This is a genomic window from Rhizobium sp. BK008 (genome assembly GCF_014197345.1).
Classification (GTDB): Bacteria; Pseudomonadota; Alphaproteobacteria; order Rhizobiales; family Rhizobiaceae; genus Rhizobium; species Rhizobium anhuiense.
In genome coordinates this window covers 315985-340902 of sequence record NZ_JACIFK010000001.1, presented here as the reverse complement: position 1 = coordinate 340902, position 24918 = coordinate 315985, and the positions used below count along the sequence as shown (strand labels likewise).

Below are 24918 nucleotides of genomic sequence, written 5' to 3'. Positions count from 1 at the left end.
CCGGGTCCGGTCCCGTGGTCCGCCTTTAATATCCCATTTCCGGCGCATAGAAACAGCGCGGCGTATCCTCGTTCGGGAACAGACAGAGATGATAGTCGTTATCGCCGGATTGCATCGCCTTCGTCATCGGCAGCAAGAAGACATGAGCATGCGTGACCAACCGGTGGTCGCCAGGCATCAACGTCACACGATATCCGCCCGGCGTCACCGCCACGCTTTTCGAAGGGATCATCTGGCAATCGCCATTATGACTGTCGCCGTTGCAACAATAGGGGTCATAACTCCACCCCGAAGGTGCGTCGTGGGCCGTCGCCAACGACGCATACGCAATCATCACACACGTCAGAATGCTGCGCATGGGCATCTTCTCCGTCGATGAATGCGCCGCCGATGATCCAACGGTTCTTATTTTATTCCGGCGGCCTGCAAAAATAATTGTAATCGAGTCGTCGTAGTTCAAGGCCTGCTATTTTTAGCAAGCGCAGTATAAGTCAGGGATAATGCACAGTCTTCTCGGCAGCTTTTAGGCACGCGACAGCAGATCGGCGGCTTCGGCATAACCGCGGCAAATCATCAGTGGGGTGCGAAGATCTCGACGAGGGCGGTGATCATTCCCTTGCTCCTTTGGCCACGCCGGTCGTCGCGCGTGTGCAGTCCTTCAATCTCCTCTTCCCTCCCCGCCAAAATTTCCGCAATGTCACGAGTCGGAGGAAGATAGGGGAACTCGATGTATGAATATGCCATAGCATGGGAATGGTTCGCCTTCGCGGCGCGCTGGTTTCATGTCATCACCGCGATCGCCTGGATCGGATCGTCCTTTTATTTCATCGCGCTCGATCTCGGACTGGTGAAACGCCCGCATCTGCCGCCCGGCGCTTATGGCGAGGAGTGGCAGGTCCATGGCGGCGGCTTCTACCATATCCAGAAATATCTGGTGGCGCCCGCTCAGATGCCCGAGCATCTGACCTGGTTCAAATATGAGAGCTATTTCACCTGGCTTTCCGGCTTCCTGATGCTGTGCATCGTCTATTACGGCGGCGCCGATCTCTTCCTGATCGACCGGCATGTGCTCGATATCAGTGCGCCCGTCGCGATCCTGATCTCGCTGGCGTCGCTGGCGCTCGGCTGGGTCGTCTACGATCTGCTTTGCAAATCCCCGCTTGGGCGGCACACCTGGGGACTGATGGCGGTGCTCTATATCGTGCTCGTCTTCATGGCCTGGGGCTATACACAGCTTTTCACCGGCCGCGCCGCCTTCCTGCATCTCGGCGCCTTCACCGCGACGATCATGTCGGCCAACGTCTTCATGATCATCATCCCGAACCAGAAGATCGTCGTCGCCGATCTCATCGCCGGCCGCACGCCCGACCCCAAATATGGGCAGATCGCCAAGCAGCGCTCGCTGCACAACAACTACCTGACGCTGCCCGTCATCTTCTTCATGCTGTCGAACCACTATCCGCTGACCTTCGGCACGGCGTTCAACTGGGTGATCGCCGCCCTGGTCTTCCTGATGGGCGTCACCATCCGCCACTGGTTCAACACCACGCATGCCAGGAAGGGCCGACCGACCTGGACCTGGATCGTCACCGTCATCCTCTTCATCCTGATCATGTGGCTTTCGACCGCGCCGAAGCTGCTGACCGGCGAAACGGATGCGGCAGCAGTCGCGCCCGCCTTCCAGCAATTCGCCGGCGACCCGCATTTTCCCGCCGTCAAGCAACTGGTGTCGACGCGCTGTTCCATGTGCCATGCCGCCGAGCCGGTTTATGAGGGCATCGTGCGACCGCCAAAGGGCGTAATCCTTGAAAACGACGCCGAAATCGCCGCCCATGCCCGTGAAATCTATATACAGGCCGGCCGCAGCCATGCCATGCCGCCCGGCAACATCACCGACATCACGCCGGACGAGCGCAAGCTGCTCGTCGCCTGGTTCGAAAGCGCAGTCGAAGGCAAGAAACAATGACGACGACACTCCTGCGCGGCCGCCTGCTGTCCTTCCATCGCGCGCCGCTGAGCCTGACCGACAGCCAAAGCTATCTCTATGAGGAAGATGGCGGCCTGCTGATTACGGACGGGCTGATCTCGGCAATCGGCCCCTATGCCGATGTCAAGGCAAAGGCAGCCGCTGATGTGGCCGAGATCGACCACCGCCCGCATCTGATCATGCCCGGCTTCATCGACATGCACCTGCATTTTCCGCAGATGCAGGTGATCGCCTCCTATGCCGCCAACCTGCTCGAATGGCTGAACACCTATACTTTTCCCGAGGAATGCCGCTTCGTCGAAAGCAGGCATGCTGAAAGGATCGCCACGCATTTCTACGACGAGCTGATCCGCCACGGCACGACGACGGCGGTTGCCTATTGCTCCGTGCACAAGACCTCGGCCGACGCCTTCTTCGCCGAGGCGATGAAGCGCAACATGCGCATGGTCGGCGGCAAGGTGATGATGGACCGCAATGCGCCGCAGGGTCTGCTCGACACCCCCGAAATGGGCTATGACGAAACCCGCCAGGTGATATCGGACTGGCACGGCAAGGGCCGCAATCACGTCGCCATCACCCCGCGCTTCGCCATCACCTCGACACCGGCGCAGATGGAAGCGACATCGGCCCTGGCCCGTGAATTTCCCGACCTGCACATCCAGACGCATCTTTCGGAAAACCACGACGAGATCAAATTCACCTGCGAACTTTATCCCGAGGCGCTCGATTATACCGACATCTATGCCCGCTACGGCCTGCTCGGGCCGAAAAGCCTCTTCGGCCATGCCATCCACCTGTCCGAGCGCGAGGCCGATGCCATGAGCGAGGCGGGCGCCGTCGCCGTCCACTGCCCGACCTCGAACCTCTTCCTCGGCTCGGGCCTGTTTCCGCTGAAGGCGCTGGCGCGGCGCCAAAAGCCGGTCCGTATCGGCGTCGCCACCGATATTGGCGGCGGCTCCAGCTATTCGATGCTCAGGACGATGGACGAGGCCTATAAGATCCAGCAGTTGCTTGGCGAACGGCTGAACCCGCTGGAAAGCTATTACCTGATGACGCGCGGCAATGCCGAAGCGCTGTCGCTGACAGACCGGATCGGCACCATGGAACCTGGCACCGAAGCCGATCTCGTCGTGCTCGATGCGACGGCGACACCGGCCATGGCGCTGAAGATGGAGGTGGTGAAGACGCTGCCCGAGGAGCTATTCCTGCTGCAGACGATGGGCGACGACCGGGCGATTGCCGAGACCTATGTTGCAGGTGCGGCGCTGAAGGCGGGACTTCGATAACGCGCGCCGTTGCTCTCGAAATCGGTCCGTGAAAAGCTGCCTCACACGGCCAATTTCCCATAACACTGCCGCCAAATTCATGTTATGGCCGATGGCCGCATTCAGATGTGAAGGTTCAATTCATGGCCACCCCGCTCACCATCGCCGACCTGAAAAAACTCGCACAGCGCCGTGTGCCGAAGATGTTCTTTGACTATGCGGATTCGGGCGCCTGGACGGAATCGACCTACGCGGCGAATGAGAGCGATTTCAGTCAGATCAAGCTGCGCCAGCGGGTGATGGTCGACATGACCGACCGCACGCTGGCAACGACGATGGTTGGCCAGAAAGTGTCGATGCCGGTGGCTCTGGCGCCGACGGGCCTGACCGGCATGCAGCATGCCGACGGCGAGATGCTGGCGGCGCGCGCCGCCGAAGAATTCGGTGTTCCCTTCACGCTCTCGACGATGAGCATCTGCTCGATCGAGGATGTCGCTTCGGTGACGACCCGCCCCTTCTGGTTCCAGCTCTACGTGATGAGGGACAAGGATTTCGTCCTCAACCTCATCAACCGCGCCAAGGCGGCCAAATGCTCGGCGCTGGTGCTGACGGCCGATCTGCAGATCCTTGGCCAGCGCCACAAGGATCTGCGCAACGGCCTGTCGGCGCCGCCGAAATTCACGCCGAAGCATATCTGGCAGATGGCGACCCGGCCCTTCTGGTGCCTTGAGATGCTGCAGACCAAGCGCCGCACCTTCGGCAATATCGTCGGCCATGCGAAGAATGTTTCCGACCTCTCGTCCCTCTCCTCCTGGACGGCCGAACAGTTCGATCCGCGGCTGTCTTGGGCGGATGTCGCCTGGATCAAGGAACAATGGGGCGGACCGCTGATCATCAAGGGCATACTCGATCCGGAGGATGCGAAGGCAGCCGCCGATACCGGTGCCGATGCGATCGTCGTCTCCAATCATGGCGGTCGGCAGCTAGACGGCGCCTCCTCCTCGATCAGCATGCTGCCGAAGATCGTCGACGCCGTCGGCGACCGTATCGAGGTCCATCTCGACGGCGGCATCCGCTCTGGCCAGGACGTGCTGAAGGCCGTGGCGCTCGGCGCCAAAGGCACCTATATCGGCCGCCCCTTCCTCTACGGCCTCGGCGCCATGGGCAAGGAAGGCGTGTCGCTGGCGCTCGGCATCATCCGCAAGGAGATGGACATCACCATGGCGCTCTGCGGCAAGCGCGACATCAACGACGTGAATTCGTCGATCATCGACGGACGGCAGTGAAGCTGCTGGAGAAGCCAGCTGAGAGCGGTTCAACTTTTCATGGAAACGCAAAACCGCTCTAAGCTCTTGTTTTGACGCAATTCCGGACGGAATACCGCTTCGCACTTTTCCTGGAATTGCTCTAGAAGGGTCACGGATCCCGGAATCGCCGTCGCGATTGGCGCGCGCAAGACCTGCCGGACACGTGCCGGAGCGCTTGCATCAATCGCCTGCCGTCGTATTCAGCAGAGCGGCTGCCCATCGGTCGCATCGAGCACCAAGATCGCGAAAATCACGAGACAGATGGCGAGCGCAAAACGCTGCCGCCAGACGATGCGACGCGATCCGGCAATCCGCCTCTCGAGCCCAGACGGTGTCCCGTCAGGCTTGCGAAGCCGCATGCGGGACAACAGGTCGTCGACGGCAGCAAGACCGGCCGTCTCGGTCTCGTGGCTCGCCGCGAGGCGAAACAACAGCGCATCGAAGAGAAGATGGATCGCCAGCGCAAGAACAATCACGCAGAAAACCAGCATCAAGAGCCAGCCGAGCTGTGGAACGAAGCCTCGATATTCGGCAGTGATCGGGCCGACAATTAGTGGCAACAGTGCCGTCAGCCCGCAGAAGATCGAATTACGGCCGAGATTTCGCGCCGCCGCCGAGGCCGTGCTATTCCACTGCGTCATTGCACGCCCTCCGTCACGGCATGGATACTTTCCGCGGGCAGATGAACACGCCGCCCCGCCCGTTCGATCAGCCGCACTGCTTCGGCCGGATCTTCGCAACGTCGGCTGATGAGCAGCCAACGCACGATGACGCAAGCGCTCCGCTGGAAACCTAGCGCACAGCAGACGAGAACCGGTCCCTGCTCGCGCGCAGCCTCGACGAGGTTCGCCGCGGCGAGCGTCTGGATCTTGTCGAGGGCGGTAAGATCAAGGGTGGGAAAGCTGCACCAGCGCGCGCGTGTCGCGCCGGGGCGCTGAAGTTCGCCGGTAATGTCGATCACCGTGGCAAAACGGTCGGCCTCGTAGCGACGCGGAAAACGACCGAGATGGACGCCGTCGGCGATCGCCACCGACGCCGGCATTCCCCGGGTCCAGAGCCAAATATTGATGTGAGCGCCGAGCCGGTAGGGTGCCAGCAGCCAGCGGCTGGCAAGGGTGGCCCGGCCATCGACGCGTTTCTGGAATATCTGCGGGCCGGCGCCGAGATATCCGAGCGAGACGATCGCCAGCGCAACAGCCGGCCAGAGCAACAGCAGGGCCGCGGCCGATAGAGGTGTGCAGAGCGTTGCAAGGCCGAGAAATGCGATGGCGCCGCATAGATAATAGATGCCGAGGCGACGCGACTTCGGATCGCCGCTCATCGCAAAATTCGCGAGAGGCGAACCGGCATCGCGCGGAAAAAGCCAGGCGGCAAACAGGCCGAGCAGCATGCCGGTCGGTATGTCGATGACGTGATGCTGCCACGTGGTAAGCACGGAGGCACCGATCAGGAGGCACCAGAAGTGCCACAGAAGCCGTGCCTTGCGCGGCAGCCGGCCGCGCAGATGGTCCCAGATCACAACCAGGAGCGCGATATGCAGCGACGGCGCCTGGTTGAACGGCTTATCGAAGCCGCCGAGCACGGCGAACATGAAACCGGGCAGGCCGCTCGTTGCCGGCCGCACGAAGGTCGCTTCAAGCGGAAACGCGACAAAGCAGGCGACGGCTATTATCTGGATCGTTAGATAACGCCTCGCCAGCATATCCACACCGCGCGGCGTCGTGTTGATGAACAGGCAGAGTGCATAGAACAGATTGATCGACCAATAGGGAATGATCGTCCATCCGAGGAACGGAATGGCGCTTTCCCATGCGAAGGCGACGTTCGGCACATGAGCGCGCTGCGACGCCAGCCAATTGGCGCCGCCATAACTCAGATAGAAGAACGGTCCCAGGAAGGCGAGCCAGAGCGCCGCCCGCTTCTGGACCGGTGCTGCCCGGGAAAAAGGTGAACGTGCCTTCTCCACGCTTTGCCCTCAAACTCGCTCGGCCAACGAGACAGTGAAAATGCCCCACTGGTCGATGCGCTGTTCGATCTTGCGGAAACCGGCTGCGGCGACCAGTTGGTCCATTTCCTCTTGCGTCCGCCGCCGCATCACCCACGCCTCGCCGCCGCGGTGGGAGGTCAGGGCGCGGGCAATCATCTCCAATTGTGGATGCCATGGCTGGTTGGTGTAGACTAGCAGACCACCGGGCCGCATCGCGCGGGCGATCCCGTTGAGGGAAGCGGCGATCATCGCATTGTCGGAAAACAGCTCGTAAAGGCCGGAGACGATCGCGAGATCCGGAGCCGGCGTGGTTGCTGCCAGCCCCTCGCCATCAAAGGCATCCTGCTGGCGGAAGTTGACGAAATCGCCCAGTCCACGTGCGGCAATGCTGTTGCGGCCGGCATCGACGTTAATGAGGGAATAGTCCTGCAGCCGCGCACTGTCGGGACGCACGGCAGCCGCCTCGATCGCATCAAGCACATAACGGCCGTGCCCGGCCGCTATGTCGAGCATATGGGTGCTGCGGCCGGCTGCTTTGAGGCGCTGCAGCGCGCGGTCGATCAGTTCCTGCAAGTGCAGCTTTCGCTCCCTGATACCGCGCCAGCCGATCGCCTCGAGGAACACCTTGTCGATCAAACGCCCGCCGGGACCGAGCCCGCGCGGCTTGTTCTCGTAGACGTAGTCGAGCGTCGAGCCGGAATCAAAGCCGGTCTTGACCCCGGTCTTGATGCCCTCGGACACCAAGGCGCCGATCTTGATGTTGAGGCGGCTGAGCGCCCAGTAGATGCCACGTGGGGATGTGGCGTCCAGCGGGCTCGCAAGCCGGTCGGCCTCGTCCTTTGTATAGCCCTGGATATGCGCGTTGCGAAGGTCGGCAGGTGCCCGGGGCTCGGCAAAACGCGCATCTATAAAACGGCGGATCTCGGCGAGCGCAATCGCGCGGTCCTTTTCGCCAAGCGTATCATGGTAGAAGCCGGCAAGCACATGCCGTTCCTTGATCCGGCTGCCGAGGTTTTCGTAAAACCGGTGCTGCGGCGCGTGTCGCACCACCCAGTCGCTGCCGGAGATCAGCAGTTGGGTCGGGACGGTGATGGCGCGGGCGTCGCCGACGACGCGGGCTGCCGCCTCATAGAGCTGCACCAGGATGTTGGAGGCAATCGGCCTAGATATCAATGGGTCGGTTTCATAGGAGGCGATGCGCTCGGGATCATGCGTCAGGAACCTCGCCTTGACATAGGAATTGACGAAGAATGTACCTTTGAGCTTTTCCCAGAACGCGATGCCTTCTTTGGCAAAAGGCACGTAGAGCTTGACGCTGAAGGCCGGCGAGGCAAGCACGAGCGCACGGATCGGCGGCGCATAGTCGTGCACCCAGGTGCTGGCGAGGACCGCGCCGACACTCTGCGCAATGACGGCGATGTCTTCGACTGAAGTACCGCTTGTCTCGCTGACATGGCGGACGAAGCAATCGAGATCATGCGCCGAGGCAGCAAAGGATGGAGAATAGCCGCGCTCTCCCGGTGAACGCCCGTGGCCGCGTGCGTCCCAGGCGTAGAAGGAAAAATCATCGAGACCGAGCTCGGTGGCGAGATGAGCGACGCGGCCGCTATGCTCGTGGCCGCGATGGAGAAGAATGATCACGCCCTTCGGTGCAGCGCTCGTCGAAGGCCACGCCCGATAAAACAGCCGAGTGCCATCATGCGATGCGAATTCTGATTCATGCATTGGTCTGGCCGTCGAGGACGGTTGCCCACTATCGGCAGTTTGCAGCACGCTCTTCTCCAATTCTGATGGGTGGATAGGTTGCATCCATTGGCGAGCACAGTGATTTGCTTTCATTGCAAAAGTCTAGTTGCAAATGTAAGTCCTTTGCATGAACCGATATGAAGTGCGGCCTTCCTCACAGCTGCGACGATCTGCACTGCCCGAGCCGGCATAGACTGTTCAAATGCCACGAAATTCCACTGAGGTAGCATGTCTGTCTATCAATTGAAGTCCCGATTTCAGAACATTCTTCGCCCTCTGGTGCGCTCCCTCGCGTCGCGAGGCGTCACCGCCAATCAGGTGACTTCAGTTGCCGCCGCCGTCTCGGTTGCATTGGGCCTTTTTCTGAGCGTCGCTCCGCTTCCGCACTGGTTCCTGCTGGTGCCGGTATGGTTTCTCCTGCGCATGGGCCTCAACGCCATCGACGGCATGCTCGCGCGCGAACATGGGCAGAAGAGCATTTTAGGCGCCTATCTGAACGAGATGGGTGATGTCGTGTCGGATGTCGCCCTGTATTTGCCGTTTGCGCTCATCGATCCGAACGGCTTGGTGCCGGCGTTATCAGTCATATTCCTCTCGGCGCTGACGGAATTTGCCGGCGTTCTGGGTCAAACGGTCGGGGCAAGCCGGCGTTACGACGGGCCGCTGGGCAAGAGCGACCGCGCGGTGCTTTTCGGCGCGCTCGGCATCTTTGTCGCGGTTGGCGGTACGTTTGCAGCATGGACTTCGTGGCTCTGGGCGGTTGTGGCTCTCCTTCTCATATGGACCATCATCAACCGTATCAGCGCCGGTATTCGCGAGGCGCATACCGCCGCCCGATAGGACGCTGCCTCTCCTTCTAACGCCATGTTAAGCTTAGGTTGTATTTTTAGCACAACCCCTTGAAAGCACCAAAGCGGTGCTTTATGTTTTATCCTATGGCGAACACAGGCAAGACACCGCACCTATCGCTGCTGCGCTACACGCTGGCGCCTGATGAACAGGCCCGGCAGGCGCTGGACGATACTCTTGCCGCCTATCGCAGGATGATCGACATCCTGAACGAACGCATCGACGACAGGGCGGGCGCCAATCTCGTCCTCCTGCATGAACTTGCCTATGAAACCGTCCGCGAGCAGACGGGGCTGCCGGCGCGGCTGGTGACACTCGGCCTTCGCGATTTCGCCGCCAATCGTGGCGCGAGTGCCGATCCCCCGTTTCTGCCGCTCGACGACAAGCTTTTCGCCATCAAAGGCCCCGCGGATCTGACGATCGCCACAGTGCACGGGCGCGTTGCCGTACCCTTCGATGTCGCGGGCTATTCCAGGGGATGGGAGAGTATTTTTCCGGCCTATCTTGTGGCCGGCCAGGATCGTTACGAGATTCACATCGGCGTCACGCCGAATTCCGCTCGGATGGAGGAAAACATGACGAATGAAGGCATTCTTTCCCGCATGGGCCGCCTGATCGCGGGCATCGCGAATGCGGCGGTCGACAAGGCGGAAGGCGTCAACAAGATCGCCGTCATCGAACAGGCGATCCGCGAGATCGATGCGGCAGCGGATGAGGCCCGCACCGATCTCGGCAAGGCGCGTGCCGAGGAATATCGCATCCAGAGCCGCAAGGACGAGATCGTCGGAGACATGAACGCGCTCGACCAGAAGATCCGCCTCGCCGTCTCTTCCGGGCGCGATGATCTGGCAAAGGCCGGCGTCGCCCGGCAGATCGATCTCGAATCCCAGATCGCGGCGCTCGACAAGGCGTTGGCCGATGCCAGGGAGCAGCTGGACGAGGGCCAGAAAGCCCTTCAGGCCGTGCTCGCCACGCGCCGCGAGGCGGACGCCCGCCTTGCCGATTTCAAGCGCAGCATCGCCAGGCATCCCGAAGACGCCGCAGCAGGTCACAGCCGGCCCGCGCCGGGCGCCGATGCTGCCCGGGCTGCGGCGGCGGTGTCGCGGCTGACCGGTGTTCCATCAGGCGAGCACGCCCATAGTTCGGAGCTGGACGAGCTCGACCGCTTGCACCGCGAACAGGCGATCGAAGCGCGCCTCGCACGCTTCAAGGCGGATAACCGGTAACGGCGATGGCACTTCTCTTCGCCCCCGAATGTGCCCCCTTCGCCATCGCCGCCGCGGTCCTCGCCGGCCTGACCGCGATCGAGATGCTCGCGACCGTCATGGGTTTTTCGATCATGGAATTTCTAGGAAAACCGGATTTCCATGGCCATGACGGGTTTGCGGGCTATCTGTCCTGGCTCAATCTCGGCGGTGTTCCCCTGCTCATCCTCATCATGCTGGCGCTCGGCTTCTTCGCCATGACGGGCTTTGCCATACAGGCCGTCGCCAATGCCTTCTGGGCACCGCTTCCCGCCACCGTCGCCGCTCTTCCCGCCATCTTGGTTGCCATCCCCATGGTCAGGGCGTCGAGCAGGACCGTGGCGCGGCTCGTGCCGCATGACGAGACCTATGCCGTCGATCTCGACGCGCTCATCGGCCGGACCGCCGAAGTATCGCTCGGCCCGCTCGATCAGGGGCTGCCAGGACGCGTCCGCGTCAAGGACCAGCATGGAAACTGGCACGTGCTGAGAGCCAAGGCCGCCAGAGATCAGGAGCCTCTGAAGGTCGGCACCGAGGTTCTCCTCGTCGACCGCACGGCAGATGTATTTATCGCCATTCCCGCACTGGCCGACCCGACCGATGCGGACAATCAATCTTTGAGGGACCAGCAATGATATACGACGTTATTCTACCAGCCGGCATTGGGATTGTTCTGATCTTCGGCATCGGTTTTGTCCTCGCCTCTCTTTACACACGCTCCAGCCGCGATGAGGCCTATGTGCGCACCGGCCTCGGTGGCCAGAAGGTCGTGCTCGACGGCGGTTCGGTCGTCCTGCCGATCTTCCACTCGATCGCCAGGGTCAATTTGAAGACGCTGCGGCTCGAGGTTCGCCGCGGTGAAGGTGATGCGTTGATCACCAAGGACCGCATGCGCGTCGATATCGGCGCCGAGTTCTATGTGCGCGTAAAACCCGATGCCTCCTCGATTGCGCTTGCCGCCCAGACGCTCGGCAACCGGACCAATGATGCCGAGGCGCTTCGCATCCTGATCGAAGCGAAATTCGTCGACGGCCTTCGCTCGGTGGCCGCGACGATGAACCTCGACGCGCTGCAGGAACAGCGCATGGATTTCGTCAAGGCCGTGCAGGAAGCCGTCGGCGCCGATCTCCAGTCGAACGGCCTCGAGCTCGAATCCGTGTCGCTGACCCGCCTCGACCAGACCGATATCAAGCATTTCAACGCCAACAACTTCTTCGATGCGCAAGGTCTCGCCGCATTGACCCGCATCACCGAGGGACGCAAGAAGGAGCGAAACGAGATCGTTCGCGATACCGAAGTCGCCATCGCCCAGAAGGATCTCGAGGCCCGCCAGCAATCGCTGACCATCGAGCGGACGAAGCGGGAAGCCGAGCTCAGCCAGGAACGCGACATCGCCAACAAATCCGCGGCGACACGCGCCGAAACCGCGCAGCAGGAACAGGCCGCCAAACGCGCCGAAGAGGAAGCCCGCATCGCCTCCGAACAGGCGATCGCTGAACGCGAGGCATCCGCCAAGCAGGCCCGCGAAAGCGCCAACATCGATTCCGCCCGCGCCGTCCAGCAGCGCGACACCGAAGCCAAGCGCGATCTGCAGATCGTCGCGCAGGAGAGCGCCATCGCCGTTGCCAACAAGAGCCGCGAAGAATCCGAAGCGAAGGCGGCTGCGGAAGCGGCTCGCGCGCTGGCGATCGCGGCAGAGGAAAAGGTCGGCACCGCCAAGGCGATCGAGATCGCCGAACGCGAAAGGCAGATTGCCGTCATCGACGCGCGCAAGAAGGCCGAGACGGAAGCAACCGCCGTCACCGTCGGCGCCGAGGCCGAAAAACAGGCGGCAAGCGACCAGGCCGAGGCCATCAAGACGCTCGCGACCGCCGAGGCGGATGCGGCGATCATCAAGGCCAAGGGTATTCTCGAAACCGGCAAGGCCGCCGCCGAGAGCGAGGCATTGCTTAACGACGCGCGCAACAAGTTGAGCGCTGCCATCATCGAGTTCGAGATCACCCGCGAGCGTATCCGCATCATTCCCGAGGCGCTCGCCGAGGCGGTCAAGCCGATCGAGAAGATCTCCGATATCAGGATCTTCGATACCGGCGGCATGCTCGGCCGCGGAAACGGCGCGACCGGAGGAAACGGCATCGGCCTCGGCGAAGGACTGGCAGGCCAGATCCTCTCCTATCAGGCCAACAAACCGATCCTCGACAAATTGTTGAAGGAGGCCGGCTTCGAGGGCGACGACGCCATCTCGTCCCTCCTTGGAAATCTCGATGGCGCAAAACCGGCAAGACCGGCAATGCCTGCCGCAGCCCCGGTAAAGCCGGCAACACCGGCTGCAGCCCCGGCAAAGCCGATCGTCCCCCCGGCACCAAAGGAGAAATGATCGCCGCGCTGACGGGTCTGGACTAGATCAGGCCGGTTCGGCCTAAAATCTGAATCCTGTTCTAAATTAAATAGTTAGCGCACGATGCCGAAAGCCGTTCACACTTTTCGGCATCGTGCTCTATCTCACCCAACCCGCTGCCAGCGCGCCCGCCCAGTCGGCACGGCCTCTTTCGGCGGCCAATGCCGACATCGCCTTATGGTCATAGGCGACGGCTCGGAACTGCCATGTCCATCCGGCCGCCGTCTTTTCCAGAATGGCATAGCTGGCCAGCGGATGACCGGCCTCCACCTTGTGGTAATAGGGCAGTTCGTCGTCATAGGCCGGGCAGCCGACGCTGCCGGGATTGACGATGAGGCGGCCGTCGGAAAGCATGATAGCTCGGGGAATGTGACTGTGGCCGCAGAGGATCAGCGGCAGGTCGACGCCCTCCGTCAGCGCCTCGATCGCTTCGATCGGCTTCAGAAAGACGAAGCCCTCCGGGGAAACCGATTCCAGCCAGTAGAGATTGTCGTCCTTCGGCGTCGCATGGCAGAGATAGACCTCGCCGCGATAGACGGTATCGAACGGCAGGCTACGCACCCAATCGAGATGCGACGACGACAATTGCCGATAGGCGGCGGCATCCGAGGCATGCATGGAAGCCGGATCCTGTTCGATGAGGTAGCGGTCGTGATTGCCGCGAACCGAGGTCAGGCTAAGCGACATCAGCAGGTCTGCCGTCTTGCCCGCCTCGAGCGGTCCGCTGAAGAAATCGCCGAGATTGACGATCTCATCGATGCCCTGCGCACGAATATCCGCAAGCACCGCCTCCAACGCCAGATGGTTGCCGTGGATATCCGCAATTGCCGCAAACCGCATTTTTAGAGCCTTTCCTGGTCAGATTGAAGTATTCTGCCGGAGCAGGTTTTCGTCAGGGCAGAGGCGATTGGCGAAGGGCATACCTCTTGGTACGTCCGAGCCGATCGCCTTTGATCCTGGCGGAAAGATGCCCAGCCCTTCGGGTTGGCTGAAACGGGCCGGCTGATCGACCGGCCGGCTTGGCCGTAGAGCTGGGCTACGACGCGCGCCGGCCGGTCGACCATCCAACTCCGTTTGAGCCAACAGAATGCTTCAATCTGACCAGGAAAGGCTCTAACTCCCTCGATAGGTGGAATAGGCATAGGGCGAAATCAGCAGCGGCACATGGTAGTGCGCCGTGACATCGGCGATACCGAAGCGGATCGGCACGATGTCGAGGAAGGCAGGATGCGGCAGCGGCGTGCCGCTCGCCCTCAGATAGTCGCCAGCATGGAAGACCAGTTCATAAATGCCGGCCCGGAAGCCTTCGCCAACCAGGATGGGGCCACCGTCGACCCGGCCGTCGGCATTGGTCTCGACCGTCTTCAGATGTCTGCGGATCTCGCCGTCGAGCTGGAAAAGATCGATCCTCAGACCCTCGGCGGGCTTGCCGAGGGCGGTGTCGAGAACATGCGTGGTCAGTCCGGTCATGGGGCTGGCTCTTTGATGATGTAAGGGGTTTCGAAGAAGAATTCTTCCAGATTATTGCCCGGCCCATCGCGGTCGACAACCAGGAAATCTGAGGCTTGGCCGAGCACCATCAGCGGATGATGCCAGACGTTGCGGCGGTAGTTCACGCCCTGATCGCCACGCGCCAGAAACACCTGCGGCCTGTGCGGACGGCCGTTCTCGTCCTCGGAAACGATGACGAGAAAGGAACGGCCAGAGACCGGCGAGAAACTCTGGCTGCCGAATGGGTGCCGCTCCATCATGGTGATTTCATAGGGGAAGGCACGCGGCTGGCCACGAAAGAGGTTGATGATGACGCGTGCGCCTTCGCCCGTCGCTTCAGCGGCGGCCAGCGCGTGAAAACGCTCCGTCGTGCCGCCATTGATGAGCCGCATCGAGGCCGGATCGGCTTCGATCACCTCGCCGAAGGGTGCGAAGGCGGATTTGGTGAGCGGGCGGATCTCGAGAAATTCGGACATGGCTTCACTCGCCTTGGGCATGCCAGTAACGGACAGCGTCGATCGCGGAAAGAAGTTCCGGCAGCGTGCGATACGTCGCCTCCCAGATTTCGGAGGGATTGAGATCGAAGACGTCCTCGAGAATGCGATTGCCCGTGCCACAGATTTTCGTCCATGGCAGGTCGGGATGCTCGGTCGCAAATTCCGGATGTGTGACGAGCAGGCGGGACGCCGCAGCACCGATGGTGAAGTGGCAGAAGGCAACCGCCTTGAAGGTGAGCTTGTCCCCGGCGAACGCCGCCTCATCCATTCCGCCGACGAAAGACAGCGCTTCGGATGCTGCCTCATACATCTCGTTGAGATAATCGATAGCGCGCCGCTCTTTCATTCAGCCTCCGGCAGCATCGATGTCAGCCGTAGCAGCGCGATCCGCTCGACCTGCGCCGTCGCGGTCGCAAATTCCTCGTCCCGATCGTTGCCGATGCGAGTTTCGAAAGCCGACAGGATGTCGTCTTTGCCGAGCCCCTTGACGGCGATGATGAAGGGAAAGCCGAATTTTTCGACATAGGCCGAATTGAGTTCGGTGAAGCGGCCGTGTTCGGCCGGGCTCAGCCGGTCGAGACCGGCGCCGGCCTGCTCCTTCCGGCTGTCTTCGGTGAGTTCGCCTGCTATGGCGAGGCGCCCGGCAAGATCGGGATGAGCCAGCAGCACGCCGAGACGCTCCTCTCGGCTTGCCGCCCGGAAGACGGCCACAAGGGCCGCATGCACGCCTGATGCCGTCAGCGGCGCCGGCAGGTGGCCGGCGTCATAGGCGCGCTCGGCAATAGAAGGCGAATGTTCGAAGACGCCGCCGAAGCGGGAGACAAAATCCTCGCGCGACATCATCAGAGCGCATCCGGCTGATGATGCTTGTGCCAGTGCTCGGCGATCTCAATGCGGCGCGGAATCCAGACCTTGTCGTGCTTCAGCACATATTCGATGAACCGCTTCAGTGCCGCCGCCCGGCCCGGGCGCCCGACGAGACGGCAATGCAGGCCGACCGACATCATCTTCGGGCTGCCCGCCTTGCCTTCCTCATAAAGCGTATCGAAGGCATCCTTCAGATAGGTGAAGAACTGATCGCCGGCGTTGAAGCCCTGCGGCGTCGCAAACCGCATGTCGTTGGTTTCGAGCGTATAGGGGATGATCAAGAAGGGTTTCCCGTCGACGCCCTTCACCCAATAAGGCAGGTCGTCGGCATAGGAATCGGAGGAATAGAGAAAACCGCCCTCCTCCTGCACCAGCCGAAGCGTATTGTCGGAAGGCTTGCCCTGATACATGCCGTAAGGCCGCTCACCGGTGAGTTCGGTGTGCAGCCGCACGGCTTCGAGGATATGCTTGCGCTCCAGATCTTCAGGAAAATCCTTGTATTCCAGCCAGCGGTAGCCGTGGCTGGCAATTTCCCAACCGGCCTCCTTCATCGCGGCGACGGCCTCGGGGTTGCGGGCCATTGCCAGCGTCACGCCGTAGACGGTCGCCTGCACCTTGAGATCGGTGAACATCCGCCAAAGCCGCCAGAAGCCGGCGCGCGAACCATACTCGTAGATCGATTCCATGTTGAGGTTGCGCTGCCCAGGCCAGGCGGCTGCGCCGACGATTTCCGACAGCAGGTTTTCGGAAGCCGGATCGCCGTCAAGGATCGAACTCTCGCCGCCCTCCTCGTAGTTGATGACGAACTGCACGGCGACGCGTGCCTCGTCCGGCCATTTCGGATCGGGCGTCAGACGCCCATAACCGACAAGATTGCGCGGATAGGTCTCGGATACCATCAAATCACCTTCTGAAAAGACGGGGAACGGTAGCATCCGCAGCCGGAATGTCGAGACGGAAACTGCGCAACGGGATTTTCCCATTACGGAACAAATCTTTAGCCTGGATATTCAGGCGATCTTGCGCGCGCTGACCTTGCCCATCGGATGCAGCGAATGAACGCGGAAAGGGCCGCCGGTGCCCTCCTCGATCATCAGCGCCACGTTGGAAACCGTGACCGGCTCGCATAACACAGGCTCGAAGATCGTCTGCAGCGCCGGCTCGATGCGCGGCATGTCGATCGCGTTGACAGGGCCTGTCACCGGCATATGAAAGCGGAACTCCTCCATCACGTAAGGGCTACCCCAGCGATGCAGATTGGCAAATTGCGTCGCCGACAGCCCGTCCGGATCGCTGCGTTCGATCTCGGCCTCGCTCAGCGGCGCGCGGAAACGATCGAATTCCTGCACGATCGCCGAGGCGAGATACTGGATCTGCTCGCAGGGAATACTCGGCAGCAGGCTGTAGAAATTGCCGAGCCGGGCGACTTCGATACGCGGAATCTGGAAGGGAACGAAGGTCCCGGAAAAACGCATCAGATCGCGCAAGAGTTGCGCTTCCGACATCTCGTGAGACAAGTGAAATGGCGTCTTCAAAACGCCGTGAAAACCATAGCGCCGCGGCACGGCGGTATGGAAGGCGATCTCGTGAATGCCGAGACCACGAACGGCCGGAGGCTCCACCATATCGCCCGAAAACACGTTGCGGCCAAGCCAATTGGCGGCCACGAGCGATAGAGGGTCGCTCGCCGGGGGCGTGAAGCAAATGGCATAGCGCATGCAATTTCCTCCATCAAGGAAGTGAGCGCCGCTGACTTCAGGCGCTGTCGATGCGCAAGCAGATAGGTGATTTGCATGACAGAATAACGAAACGCAGCGGCGCCTAATTCACGTTTAACGTGAAGCCGCCGCGATGTGGCTTGAAATTGCGAAGCTTTCCGGCAACAAAAATCCGCAATCTGTATCGCCTGCGATTGCTATCGCCGCCTCCGCCAGCCGGTGCGCCAGGCCGAAGCTGACCTTGAAGCCACCGGTCAGCGCGATCAGGCGTGGGTGATCGGGGTGGCGACCGATCATCGGATCCCGGTCGATCGCCTTCGGGCGAAGCCCCGCCCAGCGCTCGACGACCGGGGCGTCGCGAAGGCTTGGCACGATCACCCGCGCCGTCTCGATCAGCATGTCGAGCTGGGCGTCGGTCGACATGGGATCGTCAAAGCGGTTCTCACTGGTGCTGCCGATCGCCACGTGCCCGCCTTCATGTGCGACGACATAGAGCCCGTCGAGAAAGATCGTCGGCAGCGACGGGTCGATATCGGCTTTCAACAGAGCCGCCTGCCCTTTGACCGGCTGGCCGAGCGGCTGCTTCAGCCCGGGCGTCAGCTCCTGCAACAGCGGAAAGGACTGATAGCCGGCGGCAAGGATGCAGCGGCTGAAAGCCAAGCTTTCGCCGCCTATTTCGGCGGTGCCGCGATCGGGATCAAGGCCTGCAACCCTGGCATGTTCGATGATCCGCACGTGTTTTGCCCGCCGCAGGAAGGCGGTAAGCGCCGCGATCAGCAACCGCGGCGCAACGCGCGCGGCGAGCGTGTCGTGCACGAAGCCGCTCTTGCCGGCGGACGGCTCGATCCAGCCATCGACCGGCGGACTGTCGAGCACATGCCAGTGGAAGCGGCGCTCGCCCGCCCGCCAATGGCGCTCGGCGTCTTCGAAATGGCCGCACGCTATGCGGTTGAGATGCGGCTTCGGCAACGGGATCAGCCGCCCGGACCTGGTATAACCGGCGGAAAGCCCGGTCATTGCTTCGAGCGCTGCGATTTCGGCTTCGAGTAGGACCAGCGCATCGAACTGGAACTGCTTCTTTTCAGACCACCGATCCGGCATATGCGGCATCAGCGCGCCGAGCAGGCCGCCGCTTGCGCCTTCGCCCAATCTGCCGGCGTCAGCAATAAGGGTACGGATGCCCCGGCGCTCGGCGTGGACGGCCGCCCAGAGACCCATGATGCCGCCGCCGACGATCAGCAATTCCGAGGATGATTGACCTGAGACCTGCTGAGGATTATCGGCTTTTTCCATGACAGACGTGAACCCCGATCAGATTGGCGCAGGCGCGCCGCAGCCGCTCGAATGGCGCGACGGCGATATGCCCTATTCCACCGCCTTTGGCGATCATTTTTATTGCCAGACGGATGGCCGGCTGGAATGCGGCCACGTCTTCCTCGCCGGCAACGGCCTGCCTGAGCGCTGGAACGGGCGGCAGGAATTCATGATCGGCGAGCTCGGCTTCGGCACCGGCCTGAACTTCGCCGAGACCTGGCGGCAGTGGAAGCTCCACCGAGCCGGCGGCCAGCACCTGCATTTCATCTCCTTCGAGCTCCATCCGATGCGTGGCGAAGAGATCGGCCGGGCGCTGTCGCATTGGCCGGAGATCGATAGCGAGCGCGAGGCGCTGACGGCGGCCTGGCCGCAGACGCCTGCTGGAACCGTCTCGCTCGATCTCGATCCTCAGACGCGACTCAGCGTCGTCTGCGGCCGCGCGCTCGACGGTGTCGCCGCGGCAAAGCCCGGCTTCGACGCCTGGTATCTCGACGGCTTCGCCCCGTCACGCAACGGCGACATGTGGTCGGAGGAACTGATGCGGCTCGTCTGCGAGAAAAGTGCCGCCGGCGGCACGTTCGCCACCTATGCGGCGGCCGGCTTCGTGCGCCGCAACCTCATTGCCGCCGGTTTTGCCATCGAGCGCCGCCAAGGCTTCGCCGGCAAGCGCGAAATGCTCTGCGGTATCAAGGCGTCCCCCGGTCAGCGCGCGGATTAATAGCTGCTGCGCTCCGGCTGCTGCTCGCTCGTTCCGAGCCATTGCCGGATTTTCTCTTCCAATAGTTCAGGGCTGATCGGCTTCGACATGTAATCGTCCATGCCGGCGTCGAGGCAAAGCTCGCGGTCGCTTTCGAGCGCATGGGCGGTGACCCCGATGATCGGCACGCGGTGCCCCTGGCCCTTTTCCCTTTCGCGGATCGTCTGGGTCGCCTGATGGCCGTTCATGACGGGCATGGAGACATCCATCATGATGATGCGCGGCGTATGCCGCTCCCAGGCAGCGACCGCCGCCTCACCATTCTCGACGACGAGGAAGGAAAGACCCGTTCCCTGCAGGATCTGCGTGAAGACGATCTGGTTGACCTCGTTGTCCTCGGCAACGAGCACGTCGACGAATTCGGCCGCCCGCTTCTGCGGCGCGGGTGCCGGCGGCTTTGCCGGTGCCGCCGCTTCCCTCTGCAGCCGGGCAATCTCGGCCTCGGAGGCCTGCTTGACGCGGCTGGCGCGCACCACTTCGACGACGGTGTTGCGCAGCACGTTGGCGCGCGCCGGCTTCATCAGATGCGCGTGGCCGTTGAGCGCCGCGAATTCCTTTTCCGTGCCGGAAATATCCATCGACGTCAGGAAGATGATCGGCAATTCGACAAAGCGGGGATCGGCGCGGAGCCGGCGCGCGACATCGGCCCCGTTCATATCGGGCATGTGATAGTCGAGCACCACGGCATCGACGGCAATGCCGAGATCGGCCGCCGCCTCGAGGATCGCAAGGCCGGTACCGCCGCCTTCGGCGGCCACGCCGTCGAAACCCCAGAGAGCAAGCTGCTCGGTCAGAATGCGCCGGTTCACGTCATTGTCGTCGACGACGAGGACGCGCGCGCCCTGCACGTTGATCGGCAACGGCTTCGGTTCGATGCGGGCGGCCGCCACCGCAAACGGCAGATTGACGGTGAAGACCGAGCCCTTGTTGCCTTCGCTTTCGACGTTGAGATACCCGCCGAAAAGGTCGACGAGCCCGGCAGTGATCGCAAGGCCGAGGCCCGTTCCCTCATGCCGGCGGGTCGAGGAGGCGTCCACCTGCGAAAACTTGTCGAAGATCGATTCGAGCTTCTCCGGCGGGATGCCGATACCGGTATCCTCGATGCGGATGCTCGCCATGATCTCGCCGCCGTCGGCGGCCTGAAAGCCGAGATCGACGAAGACGTAGCCACGCTCGGTGAACTTGACGGCGTTGCCAACGAGATTGGTGACGATCTGACGGAAACGCCCGGCATCGCCGATCACGGCGGCAGGCAGGTCGGGTGCGGCCCGCACCAGCAGCTCGATGTTCTTCTCGGCGGCATGCGAAGACAAGAGCGTCGCCACGTCCTCCACCGCTTCGGTAATATCGAAGGCGGCCTTGCGCAGTTTCATCTGTCCGGCATCGATCTTCGAGAAGTCGAGGATGTCATTGATAATCGTCAGCAGCGCATTGCCCGATTTGACGATGATGTCGACGAAAGTCTTCTGGCGCGTGTCGAGATTGGTCTTGGCAAGCAGCTCCGCCATGCCAAGAACGCCGTTCATCGGCGTGCGGATCTCGTGGCTCATATTGGCGAGGAATTCGGATTTGGCGCGGTCGGCGGCTTCGGCGCGCGACAGCAGCTGCCGCAGTTCCTCCTCACGGCTCTTCAGCTCGGTGACGTCGGTGAAGAGCGCCACCCAATGCTGCCCCTCGCTGACCGTCGCCTCCATGTTGACCCAGCGTTCCCCGGCGATATGGAAGACGGTGGAAATCGGCTGCCGCGCCGCAATATTGGCGCGCCAGCCCTGCAGGATCTCGGCCGCCGCATCATGGAAATCGCCGCGCACCGCGCAGAAATCGAAGAGCCCGAGCCAGCTCACGCCTGGCTCGATATAGGGGGCCGGAATGCGCAGGATCTCTGAAAGCGCTTCGTTGGATAGCTTGATGATGCCGTCCTGGACGATGGCGATCCCCTGCGACATGGCGCGCGTTGCATCGCGCATCATCTCGCCGACCTGCTCCAGCGCCGCACGCGCCTCGTGGATTTCCTTTTCCCGTTCGCGCACCGCCGAAATATCGGCATAAGAAAGCAGGATGCGGTCGTGGGAGAGGCGGCGGCTGTCGAAGATGACGGATTTGCTGCCCGCCCAGCCGAGTTCGATCGGCTCCGGCTCATCTGTCTCGAACAGGTGCTTGCGGAAGGCGTAGATTTCCTCCGGCGTCTGCGTGCCGTCGTAGCGACCGAGCTCGTAATTGCGGCGGATGACGTCGATGAAGTGGCGACCGTCGAAGCGATCGTCGAGCGGCAGATCCCAGATGCTGTAGAATTCGTCGTTGACGTAGAGAATCCGATGGTCGTTATCGAGGATCAGCACGCCGACCGGCAGCGAACGCAGGATGCTTTCGATATCCCGGTGCAGGATTTCTTCCTGCTTGCGCGACGCAATCAGCGCCTTTTCGCGTTCCTTGAGCGGCGAGATGTCGGAAAAAGAGCCGACGACATAAGTGCGGCCGTCCGCCGTCATGACGCGGTTGACGCGCGAGATGACGGGATAAACGTGGCCGCTCTTGCTCGGCATTTCGCTTTCGATCTCCACCGACGTGCCGTACTTCAACGCCAGCAGGTTTTCCTGGTAGATCGCCTCGCCACCTTCCGGCCCGAACATTTCATATTCGGTCATTCCCAGTATCTGGGAGCGGTCGTGGCCGCTGAAGGTGTCGTAATATTTATTGGCATAGACCAGGCGGTGCCCGTCATCGCGCACGAAGACTGCAACCGGTAGGTCCTCCAGGACAGTGCGGAGAACGTCGAGTTCGTTGACGCTCTCGCCCCAGGCCGAATCTCCGGCGGCCGCAGGCTTGGCGCCATTACGGTAGGCGGCGTTGACGACCAGCGGGCGGCCGTCCCCGGCAAAGATGCCGATCGGATGATCAAGCTTTTCCAGCACCTCGCGCACGCGAGCGAAATCGGCGGCGACACCGCTATCGCCGACGGCGCGGCGCGGCGCCTCGCGCACTTCGAAAATGCCGAGCACATAGGCCCGCTCCGGCGACGGAGAGAAGCTTTCGATCTGAATGCGCTCATGGCCGAGGCCCGCGGCATCGAAACAGATGGCGCTTTCCTCGGTGCCGAACACCAGCGCGCGGCGTTCCCTGTCCTCGCGCTCCTCTTCCTCGGGACGGTCGAAGAGTTCGCGGCTGCGTCTGCCGATGAAATCGGAGATTTCGCGGCCCAGAAAACGGGCATAGGCCTCGTTGACGGCGATATAGCGCAGCTCGCTGTTCTTGACATAGGCCGGGGTATCCAGATCAGCGATCCGGCGGCAAGCCAACTCCAGAAGGTCCCCGGCTGATTTCAAAAATATAGCTCCAGCAATGAATGAAATATCGACTACAAAAACTATAACGCCAAGGCTTTTAACAAGGTTTTAACCATAAATTTCGATAGCGAAATTTTACGGGCCGGCTCGCCAATTTCCGGCTCGCCAAGTTGAAGACAACGCACCTTGACCGCCCAGACTTGAAAGCAGGGGATCCGCTGAAATCATGACAAAAATTTAATGCCGAAACCGCTTGCGCGGCCATTGCGTCGCCGTGATCCAGGCCGAGTCTCGACATGGCTTTATTGGAAGCCAGCCATGAAAGGAAAATAGCATGTCCGTTTTTCATAAGACCATGGCGACGGGCCTGATCGCGCTGACCTTTGCCGGCGCCTCGCTCGCCACCGCTACCACCGCCGATGCCCGTCCACGCGATGCCTTCTGGGGCGGCCTTGCCGCCGGCGTCGTCGGCGGCGCGCTGCTGTCCGAGGCCGCCCGTCCCGCCTACCCTGTCTATCCCGCCTATCCTGTTTATCGCCCCTATCCCGTCTATAGGACCTATTACCGGCCGTCCTATTGCCATCTCGAATGGCGGCATGATCGCTGGGGCGAGCCCTACCGCGTCAAAGTCTGCCCGGAATAGCGAAGCCTCAATTCGGCGCCGCTTGACCTTCGCAGACGCCGGTCCATGACAGCGCCGCACGGCTTTCAGACGTGCGGCGCTGTAACACTTTGAATTGCTGCAACGGCAATCAAATGAAACTGGCGGATTTTCATCCGCCAGATCAAAGCCGATCAGACCGCATTTTGAACCGTTACGGAGAAAGCTCCTCCAGCACGCGATCCTTGGTTTCTATTGCAAACAGCATGGTGATGATTGCACCGACGATCAGAATGGCTGCGAAGCTCACGAAGACATACTGGATGCCCATGGAAGACATCACCGTGCCGACGAGGATCGGGCCGGTCGATGACCCCAAGCGAAGCCAGGCGCTACCGGTTCCTGTTCCCAGTGCCCTGAGGCGCGTCGGGTAGATCTCTGCCGAGTACAGGTACAAGGAAAATGTGACGGTCTGGACGATCGCATAAGCGAGACCGGCAAGAACCAAAACCTGGATGGGAGAGGTCGCGCCGAGCCATGCGAGGGCCAGCAGCGGCACGGGAGCGAGAAGCAGCGCACCCGTGTACCAACGCTTGCGCCCCACTTTATCGATGAGCAGCGCGCAGATGACAGCCGCGATCACGCCGCCGACTGACGTCAGGAAACCATAGAAGATGCTGGTTTGAAGCGGCAGGTTGAAGACCTGTCGATAAAGGGTCGGCAGCCAGGTGATCGTACCGTTGGCAACCGTATAGGCGGTAAACCACATTGCCCAGATGGAAAGCGTCCGCTTCAGGTAAACGCCCTGGAAGAGCTCGCGCCAGTTCGACGTGCGGCGGACCGGCGCTTGGATGAGCTTCGGTTCGGGCAGTTCCTTGCCGGCGGCACGAGCGCTTTCTTCCATGCGGGTGACGATAGCGTTTGCTTCGCCGTATCGGCCGTTGGCAGCCAGCCAACGCGGTGATTCCTTGAGGAACCAGCGCAGCGGAATCATCAGGATTGCGGGAACGAGGCCGACGACGAACATCGCCTTCCAACCGTAAACCGGTACCATGAAGTAGCCGATCAGCCCGGCGCCGACGAGGCCCAACAAGAACATGACCTCATAAAGGAGGAAGAACTTGCCGCGCCCCTTCGACCCGATCAACTCGTTGATATAGGCGCTGGCGACCGGGACCTCGCCGCCGGTGCCGATCCCCTGGACGAAACGGAAGGCCATCATCATGCCGGCCCCGGCAGCGAACAGGCATGCGACATCCATGCTGACGAAGAGCAGGATCGTGAAGAGAAGAACTTTCAGCCGGCCGACCTTCTCGGCAAGCCAGCCAAACAGGATCGCACCGATCAACTGTCCCAGATAGCCCATCGATAGGATCATGCCGGTCTGTGAGGGGCTCAGGCCCCACTCGCGGACGAGGACGGGCATGGCATAAGCGATAGCGATGACCGTGTAGCCGTCGAAGAACGTTGCGGCGCCGACGATATTGCGCGCCCAGAACACCTCGCGGGTGATGGGGAGGCGCTCCAGACGAGCGCCGATTTCGGCCTGAGGATCAGCGGCATTCGCCGTCTCAGCCGGTATAGGCTGCATGACATTCATTGGTTC

The 24918-nt window shown here is 61.7% G+C and carries 23 protein-coding genes; 9 read left to right on the top strand and 14 right to left on the bottom strand.

Features of this window, described 5'->3' with window-relative positions:
* Positions 1 to 25 precede the first annotated feature (25 nt).
* A complete protein-coding gene (locus tag FHT69_RS01555; RefSeq protein WP_018243137.1) occupies positions 26 to 358 on the bottom strand; it encodes a hypothetical protein in 333 nt (110 codons plus the stop codon).
* A 369-nt stretch (positions 359 to 727) separates the two neighbouring features.
* On the opposite strand from FHT69_RS01555, the gene puuD reads away from it, so the two are divergent.
* The 3 genes from puuD to FHT69_RS01540 all read left to right on the top strand — a co-directional run bounded on the left by puuD (position 728) and on the right by FHT69_RS01540 (position 4538).
* Positions 728 to 1966 carry a urate hydroxylase PuuD gene (gene puuD / locus FHT69_RS01550; RefSeq protein ID WP_183904820.1) on the top strand — a complete coding sequence of 413 codons (1239 nt, stop codon included), beginning with the start codon at positions 728 to 730 and terminating at the stop codon, positions 1964 to 1966.
* A complete protein-coding gene (gene guaD / locus FHT69_RS01545) occupies positions 1963 to 3273 on the top strand; it encodes a guanine deaminase (protein ID WP_183904819.1) in 1311 nt (436 codons plus the stop codon). Before puuD ends, guaD begins: the two co-directional genes overlap by 4 nt.
* A 122-nt stretch (positions 3274 to 3395) precedes the next feature.
* Complete coding sequence (locus tag FHT69_RS01540) at positions 3396 to 4538, top strand: alpha-hydroxy acid oxidase (RefSeq protein WP_047611796.1); 1143 nt, start codon at positions 3396 to 3398, stop codon at positions 4536 to 4538.
* 221 nt (positions 4539 to 4759) lie between these two features.
* Here the strand turns inward: FHT69_RS01540 and FHT69_RS01535 are convergent, their stop codons facing one another.
* The 3 genes from FHT69_RS01535 to FHT69_RS01525 are packed head-to-tail and all read right to left on the bottom strand — an operon-like array spanning position 4760 to position 8319.
* Complete coding sequence (locus FHT69_RS01535; RefSeq protein ID WP_047611399.1) at positions 4760 to 5200, bottom strand: hypothetical protein; 441 nt, start codon at positions 5198 to 5200, stop codon at positions 4760 to 4762.
* The gene (locus tag FHT69_RS01530; protein WP_063474481.1) at positions 5197 to 6525 is read right to left on the bottom strand and encodes a phosphatase PAP2/dual specificity phosphatase family protein; all 1329 of its coding nucleotides are present in this window, start codon (positions 6523 to 6525) and stop codon (positions 5197 to 5199) included. Before FHT69_RS01530 ends, FHT69_RS01535 begins: the two co-directional genes overlap by 4 nt.
* Before the next feature lie 9 nt (positions 6526 to 6534).
* The gene (locus FHT69_RS01525; protein ID WP_183904818.1) at positions 6535 to 8319 is read right to left on the bottom strand and encodes a bifunctional alpha/beta hydrolase/class I SAM-dependent methyltransferase; all 1785 of its coding nucleotides are present in this window, start codon (positions 8317 to 8319) and stop codon (positions 6535 to 6537) included.
* Positions 8320 to 8520: 201 nt separating this feature from the next.
* Between FHT69_RS01525 and FHT69_RS01520 the strand changes: the two genes are divergently transcribed.
* The 4 genes from FHT69_RS01520 (at position 8521) to FHT69_RS01505 (ending at position 12762) form a co-directional block, all read left to right on the top strand.
* Positions 8521 to 9132: a CDP-alcohol phosphatidyltransferase family protein gene (locus FHT69_RS01520; protein ID WP_183904817.1), complete on the top strand. Its 612-nt coding sequence runs from the start codon at positions 8521 to 8523 to the stop codon at positions 9130 to 9132.
* Between the two features lie 95 nt (positions 9133 to 9227).
* Positions 9228 to 10367, top strand: coding sequence for a PspA/IM30 family protein (locus tag FHT69_RS01515; RefSeq protein ID WP_409527521.1), 1140 nt, complete (start codon positions 9228 to 9230; stop codon positions 10365 to 10367).
* A gap of 5 nt (positions 10368 to 10372) precedes the next feature.
* A complete protein-coding gene (locus FHT69_RS01510) occupies positions 10373 to 11020 on the top strand; it encodes an OB-fold-containig protein (protein ID WP_028759150.1) in 648 nt (215 codons plus the stop codon).
* The gene (locus tag FHT69_RS01505; protein WP_183904815.1) at positions 11017 to 12762 is read left to right on the top strand and encodes a flotillin family protein; all 1746 of its coding nucleotides are present in this window, start codon (positions 11017 to 11019) and stop codon (positions 12760 to 12762) included. The genes FHT69_RS01510 and FHT69_RS01505 overlap by 4 nt, the downstream gene beginning before the upstream one ends.
* 120 nt (positions 12763 to 12882) lie before the next feature.
* Here the strand turns inward: FHT69_RS01505 and FHT69_RS01500 are convergent, their stop codons facing one another.
* The 8 genes from FHT69_RS01500 to FHT69_RS01465 all read right to left on the bottom strand — a co-directional run bounded on the left by FHT69_RS01500 (position 12883) and on the right by FHT69_RS01465 (position 18649).
* Entirely contained in the window at positions 12883 to 13623 is a 741-nt protein-coding gene (locus tag FHT69_RS01500; RefSeq protein WP_183904814.1) for a metallophosphoesterase family protein, read from the bottom strand.
* Positions 13624 to 13896: 273 nt separating this feature from the next.
* Entirely contained in the window at positions 13897 to 14253 is a 357-nt protein-coding gene (uraH, locus tag FHT69_RS01495; protein ID WP_183904813.1) for a hydroxyisourate hydrolase, read from the bottom strand.
* Positions 14250 to 14750, bottom strand: coding sequence for an ureidoglycolate lyase (locus FHT69_RS01490; RefSeq protein WP_168332792.1), 501 nt, complete (start codon positions 14748 to 14750; stop codon positions 14250 to 14252). The genes uraH and FHT69_RS01490 overlap by 4 nt, the downstream gene beginning before the upstream one ends.
* Before the next feature lie 4 nt (positions 14751 to 14754).
* Complete coding sequence (locus FHT69_RS01485) at positions 14755 to 15117, bottom strand: DUF86 domain-containing protein (RefSeq protein ID WP_047611413.1); 363 nt, start codon at positions 15115 to 15117, stop codon at positions 14755 to 14757.
* Entirely contained in the window at positions 15114 to 15614 is a 501-nt protein-coding gene (gene uraD, locus FHT69_RS01480; protein ID WP_097542047.1) for a 2-oxo-4-hydroxy-4-carboxy-5-ureidoimidazoline decarboxylase, read from the bottom strand. The genes FHT69_RS01485 and uraD overlap by 4 nt, the downstream gene beginning before the upstream one ends.
* The gene (puuE, locus tag FHT69_RS01475; RefSeq protein ID WP_028758996.1) at positions 15614 to 16537 is read right to left on the bottom strand and encodes an allantoinase PuuE; all 924 of its coding nucleotides are present in this window, start codon (positions 16535 to 16537) and stop codon (positions 15614 to 15616) included. Before puuE ends, uraD begins: the two co-directional genes overlap by 1 nt.
* Before the next feature lie 111 nt (positions 16538 to 16648).
* Positions 16649 to 17356 (bottom strand): DUF1045 domain-containing protein, encoded by a 708-nt coding sequence (locus tag FHT69_RS01470; protein ID WP_183904811.1) that lies wholly within the window; start codon positions 17354 to 17356, stop codon positions 16649 to 16651.
* Positions 17357 to 17470: 114 nt separating this feature from the next.
* A complete protein-coding gene (locus FHT69_RS01465; protein ID WP_183904810.1) occupies positions 17471 to 18649 on the bottom strand; it encodes an FAD-binding oxidoreductase in 1179 nt (392 codons plus the stop codon).
* Between FHT69_RS01465 and mnmD the strand changes: the two genes are divergently transcribed.
* Positions 18648 to 19388, top strand: coding sequence for a tRNA (5-methylaminomethyl-2-thiouridine)(34)-methyltransferase MnmD (mnmD, locus tag FHT69_RS01460; RefSeq protein ID WP_183904809.1), 741 nt, complete (start codon positions 18648 to 18650; stop codon positions 19386 to 19388). The genes FHT69_RS01465 and mnmD overlap by 2 nt on opposite strands.
* Here mnmD and FHT69_RS01455 read toward each other — a convergent pair.
* Positions 19385 to 22750 (bottom strand): response regulator, encoded by a 3366-nt coding sequence (locus FHT69_RS01455; protein WP_183904808.1) that lies wholly within the window; start codon positions 22748 to 22750, stop codon positions 19385 to 19387. The two genes, mnmD and FHT69_RS01455, sit on opposite strands and share 4 nt — an antisense overlap.
* 295 nt (positions 22751 to 23045) lie before the next feature.
* On the opposite strand from FHT69_RS01455, the gene FHT69_RS01450 reads away from it, so the two are divergent.
* Positions 23046 to 23354: a hypothetical protein gene (locus FHT69_RS01450; RefSeq protein WP_047611419.1), complete on the top strand. Its 309-nt coding sequence runs from the start codon at positions 23046 to 23048 to the stop codon at positions 23352 to 23354.
* Between the two features lie 172 nt (positions 23355 to 23526).
* Here the strand turns inward: FHT69_RS01450 and FHT69_RS01445 are convergent, their stop codons facing one another.
* Positions 23527 to 24912, bottom strand: a complete 1386-nt coding sequence (locus FHT69_RS01445) for an MFS transporter (protein WP_183904807.1) — start codon at positions 24910 to 24912, stop codon at positions 23527 to 23529.
* Between the last annotated feature and the right edge of the window lie 6 nt (positions 24913 to 24918).

Bases quoted from the DNA above. Each gene is read 5' to 3' on its own strand.
- FHT69_RS01490 (WP_168332792.1), bottom strand. From the start codon at position 14,750: ATGTCCGAATTTCTCGAGATCCGCCCGCTCACCAAATCCGCCTTCGCA.
- FHT69_RS01485 (WP_047611413.1), bottom strand. From the start codon at position 15,117: ATGAAAGAGCGGCGCGCTATCGATTATCTCAACGAGATGTATGAGGCA.
- puuE (WP_028758996.1), bottom strand. From the start codon at position 16,537: ATGGTATCCGAGACCTATCCGCGCAATCTTGTCGGTTATGGGCGTCTG.
- FHT69_RS01465 (WP_183904810.1), bottom strand. From the start codon at position 18,649: ATGGAAAAAGCCGATAATCCTCAGCAGGTCTCAGGTCAATCATCCTCG.
- FHT69_RS01470 (WP_183904811.1), bottom strand. From the start codon at position 17,356: ATGCGCTATGCCATTTGCTTCACGCCCCCGGCGAGCGACCCTCTATCG.
- FHT69_RS01450 (WP_047611419.1), top strand. From the start codon at position 23,046: ATGTCCGTTTTTCATAAGACCATGGCGACGGGCCTGATCGCGCTGACC.
- FHT69_RS01540 (WP_047611796.1), top strand. From the start codon at position 3,396: ATGGCCACCCCGCTCACCATCGCCGACCTGAAAAAACTCGCACAGCGC.
- FHT69_RS01515 (WP_409527521.1), top strand. From the start codon at position 9,228: ATGGCGAACACAGGCAAGACACCGCACCTATCGCTGCTGCGCTACACG.
- FHT69_RS01505 (WP_183904815.1), top strand. From the start codon at position 11,017: ATGATATACGACGTTATTCTACCAGCCGGCATTGGGATTGTTCTGATC.
- FHT69_RS01555 (WP_018243137.1), bottom strand. From the start codon at position 358: ATGCGCAGCATTCTGACGTGTGTGATGATTGCGTATGCGTCGTTGGCG.
- mnmD (WP_183904809.1), top strand. From the start codon at position 18,648: ATGACAGACGTGAACCCCGATCAGATTGGCGCAGGCGCGCCGCAGCCG.
- FHT69_RS01510 (WP_028759150.1), top strand. From the start codon at position 10,373: ATGGCACTTCTCTTCGCCCCCGAATGTGCCCCCTTCGCCATCGCCGCC.
- puuD (WP_183904820.1), top strand. From the start codon at position 728: ATGTATGAATATGCCATAGCATGGGAATGGTTCGCCTTCGCGGCGCGC.
- FHT69_RS01445 (WP_183904807.1), bottom strand. From the start codon at position 24,912: ATGAATGTCATGCAGCCTATACCGGCTGAGACGGCGAATGCCGCTGAT.
- uraH (WP_183904813.1), bottom strand. From the start codon at position 14,253: ATGACCGGACTGACCACGCATGTTCTCGACACCGCCCTCGGCAAGCCC.
- guaD (WP_183904819.1), top strand. From the start codon at position 1,963: ATGACGACGACACTCCTGCGCGGCCGCCTGCTGTCCTTCCATCGCGCG.
- FHT69_RS01500 (WP_183904814.1), bottom strand. From the start codon at position 13,623: ATGCGGTTTGCGGCAATTGCGGATATCCACGGCAACCATCTGGCGTTG.
- uraD (WP_097542047.1), bottom strand. From the start codon at position 15,614: ATGATGTCGCGCGAGGATTTTGTCTCCCGCTTCGGCGGCGTCTTCGAA.
- FHT69_RS01535 (WP_047611399.1), bottom strand. From the start codon at position 5,200: ATGACGCAGTGGAATAGCACGGCCTCGGCGGCGGCGCGAAATCTCGGC.
- FHT69_RS01520 (WP_183904817.1), top strand. From the start codon at position 8,521: ATGTCTGTCTATCAATTGAAGTCCCGATTTCAGAACATTCTTCGCCCT.